This window comes from Streptomyces sp. NPDC006283 (genome assembly GCF_040613325.1).
Taxonomy (GTDB): domain Bacteria; phylum Actinomycetota; class Actinomycetes; order Streptomycetales; family Streptomycetaceae; genus Streptomyces.
In genome coordinates, this window is the sequence record NZ_JBEXRZ010000371.1 from 1 (window position 1) to 3,620 (window position 3,620).

Here is a 3,620-nt window from a genome sequence, read left to right on the forward strand (position 1 = left end):
CGCCCCCGCTGCCCGTACGTACGGCAAAGTAGTCGTCTGCCGCTTCAACGCTCACGGCAGGGGTGCGGTTACGCAAATCGGGCGGATGGGTGCCGACCGGGTTTCAGTGGAAGCAACCTCGACAAGACCGAGAACCGTCCCAGCGCCGTCGCGACGGAGGTCCATCGCGGCAGCGGCTCAAGGCGGTTGCCAAGCCCGTGGCCGCCGTCGTGGACGTTGCCCAGGCCGCGTAGCCGAGCCGCGTCATGTCCGATCCGCTGTCGAACCTTTCCCGCCTCGCCAAGCTGCGCATTCGTCGAGCAGTACCAGGAGTACCAGCTCAAGCGCACGCGGGAGACGATCGAGCGGCTCGAGCGGGAGGAAGAGGCGCAGCGCCGCCGGGGACGGACCGCGGCGGGAGCAGTCGTCGCGGAAGCTCGAGCCGAAACGCGCGCGCTCTACCTCCTCCAGACGTACGAAGAGCTCGACCGACGTCTGGGCCTCGACATGGCTGACGAAATTGAACGGGCCTTGATCGCGCGGAATGTCCTTGACCCCTGAAGAGGCCCTTGAGGGGCACCAGCAGTAACCGTTGTTCACTCTGAGGACTGCGCGGGACAGGGCAGTACGACGGGTTCAGCGCTCCGGGGCCCGGCCGTCTACAGCCCGGCTGCTGGGTCGTCGGTGGCCACCGTCCTCATCGGCCGGATGTGCGCGAGCACCTCGGCGTCCACCTCACGGCCGGCGCCCGCCGTTCGTCGACGGCCAGGCCCACGTGCTCGGTGTGCCCCGGTCGTGCTACAGCCGAGACCGGTCCAATCACGAACTGTGCGCCGGTGCGGTCGAACGGGCGAGGTACGCCAGACCGGCGATCATGCGGGCGTGTGCTTCCCGTGCGTACGGGCCCCGTCGCCCTGTGCTCCGTCTGCGGGCGGATGACCCCGTGCTACCGCGCGGACACCGCCTCGCCCCGGTGCCCGGAGTGTTCCCAGCGGCCTGAGGAGTGCAGCGGCTGCGGCCGGCGCCGACGCATCGTCACCTGGACCGCCGAGGGTCGAGCCCTTGTGCCGGTCGTGCCACGTCATCGTCAAGGCCTGCGCCCGGTGCGGCACGAGACACGCGTCAACACACGTCGGACCAGCGGCGATCCGGTGTGCGAGCCCTGTTACCGCAACGACCCCACCCGCAGGCAGCTGTGCCTGGGGTGCGGCACGATCGCGATTCCTGCCCGCCGCGGCCTGTGCGAAGCCTGTGCCGCACCCGACCGCCCGACCGCACCCGACTGCTTCGCATGATCCTCGTCGCCACCCACGTGCTGCCCGAACGGGACGAGCAACTCGCCGCGCTGAAACGCTGGGTCTCCCAGTTCCTCAGGAGCACCACCGATCCTGGCGAGCGCCGGCTCCTGCACGCCTTCGTCACTTTGCACTATCTGCGCCGCCTGCGCCGCAAGCACCACCCCGGCCGCCCTCTGTCGCCCTTCACCGCGGCCGACGTACGCTACTGCCTCGCCCAGTCGCCCAGTTCCTCCACTGGCTGCGCGAGCACGGTGCCCCGCATGCCACCTGCAGCCAGCACGACATCGACACCTAGCTCGCAGAGGGCACCGTGATGCGTTTCAAGGCCCGCAACTTGGTCCGGTGGGCCGCCCGCCACAACCACATCCGCCGCCCGGTCACCTTCCCGCCGATGCCAAGCGGTAGGCCGTACCGGGCGCTGCCCGACGACGCCGACCGCTGGCGCCTGGTCCGCCGCTTCCTGCACGACGACTCCATCACCGCTGTCGACCGCGTCGTCGGCCTCCTTGTCCTCCTCTACGGCCAGCCCCTCACCATGATTGCCAGTCTCACCACCGGCCAGATTCTCACCACCGGCGAAGGCATCCATCTCGCCCCCACCGCTGGACCAGCTCCTGATCCACCTCGCCGAAGACCGCGGCGGTGCCCTCGCGCTTGGCCTGAGCACCGACCACTCCTGGCTCCTGCCTGGCACCCACCCGGGCCGCCCCCGCCAACTGCACACCCGCCTCGCGTCCTACGGCCTGCCCTCTCGGCGCGGGCGCAACAGCGCACTGATCGACCTCGCAGCGCAGATGCCCCCGCCGTCCTCAGCGAGGTCCTCGGCGTCTCCATCGGAGCGGCCACGGGCTGGGCCGCCGCCACGGGCGGCCCCGGCGCGCAGTACGCCGCCGAACTCAGCCGCCGCTCGAAGAGGGGAGACCAGGGTCGGGATGCTTGCGGTGTCACTCTCGGAGAACGGAGGCCACGGCGTGAGTGATTAGCGCCTCTGTGTGTCAAGCGGCTGCGGCGAGTTGTGTTCTCTGGTCACGTTTTCATGATTCGGTAGACGACGTTGGACAAGCGGCGCTTGAGTGCCCGACGGTGAACGACTCAGCGGTGTGTACGGCGGTGATCCTGCCGGGGTGACCGCCGTAGTGCTGCATGGCGCAGGCACCAGCAGTACTGAACGATTGTTCCGCTGGTGCGGGAGTTCGTGGCCCATGGCTGTCGAGGGGTCGCCTTCGACTTCTCCGGGCACGGCGAAAGCGCCGGCAAACTGAGGGAGTTAAGCCTGCGGCGACGGTTCGAGCAGGCTGTCGCGGCGATCGACGCGTACTCGGGGGCAGACGGGCCGCTGGTCGTGGTGGGATTCAGCATGAGCGGGCAGATGGTGGCCGATCTCTTCCGGCATTACGGGGATCGAGTGACACAACCCCAGATCATCTCTTCGATCTCAGTCCTCTTGTCCCGCGAGGATACGATCGGCGGCGTAGTGCGGGCAGGACAGCAGATGCCACGTCACCGTCAGGCCGTGAGCGGTCGCCGCGATGGTGCGGGCCTGGCCGTTGCCCTGACCGGCCTCGCAGTGCGCACACAGGAGGGTCTGGGTCTGCAGGCTTAGCCTGTCCTGCTCGGGGTGAGGGTCGTCAGCCGCTCTGGGGTCGGGCCAGCGGCCGAACGGCCCGATGTCACCAGGGCCTGTGGCACCGAACGCGGCGGGCCCCTTCGTTCGAGTCGGCGGTAACGGGATCATGCTTTGCTCCCTCGTTGCTGACTTGCTCGGTCAGCAGTTCCAACATCCGTAGTCGCCCCGTCGAGCACGCGCACACTGCTGACCTGATGCACCGCAGCCGGCCGCGACTTTCACGAGAATCGTTTCATGCAGTGAGAGTGGCATAGCCCGCGGCGGCAGCGACTGGCTAATTCTTGAGAGACTGCCTGCGATCTCTCGTTTTCGGGGCAGTGGTGTGAGAGGCAGTCGGGTGTTGGTGTGTTGTTGCTGGTAGAGGGCTGTTTTCAGGGGCCGGGGCCACTGAAAAGGGGTGAGAGATCGGTGAAGGATCGCTGTCCCGGGGGTTTATCGCATGTGGGGTGACGCTGTCTCAGTTTCGTGGGTTCTGATCCACCGGCCGGTCGCGGGTTGGTGTGATCGGCGGGTGGATCCAGAAGCGCGGGACCCGGCCTCGGCGGGGACGGGTGCTGGTTCGGACGCTGCTTTGCCGGCTGTGTCGGTTCGGGCGTTGCGGGGACCGGCGGTACACGCCGCCTGTTACGACCTCGTGCGTGATTAGCGGTGACGGCGGCTGACCTGGGTCGTTGGTCTGTGTGTGGTGGGGGTTGAAGCACGCAGGTTGATCATGT

At 68.0% G+C, this 3,620-nt stretch carries 2 protein-coding genes; one reads left to right on the top strand and one right to left on the bottom strand.

All coding sequences use genetic code 11. From position 1 onward, the window contains the following. Positions 1-1,479 precede the first annotated feature (1,479 nt). Positions 1,480-1,866 (bottom strand): hypothetical protein, encoded by a 387-nt coding sequence (locus ABZ070_RS36055; RefSeq protein WP_356640275.1) that lies wholly within the window; start codon positions 1,864-1,866, stop codon positions 1,480-1,482. 594 nt (positions 1,867-2,460) lie between these two features. Between ABZ070_RS36055 and ABZ070_RS36060 the strand changes: the two genes are divergently transcribed. Next, positions 2,461-2,880 carry an alpha/beta fold hydrolase gene (locus ABZ070_RS36060; protein ID WP_356640276.1) on the top strand — a complete coding sequence of 140 codons (420 nt, stop codon included), beginning with the start codon at positions 2,461-2,463 and terminating at the stop codon, positions 2,878-2,880. Positions 2,881-3,620 lie beyond the last annotated feature (740 nt).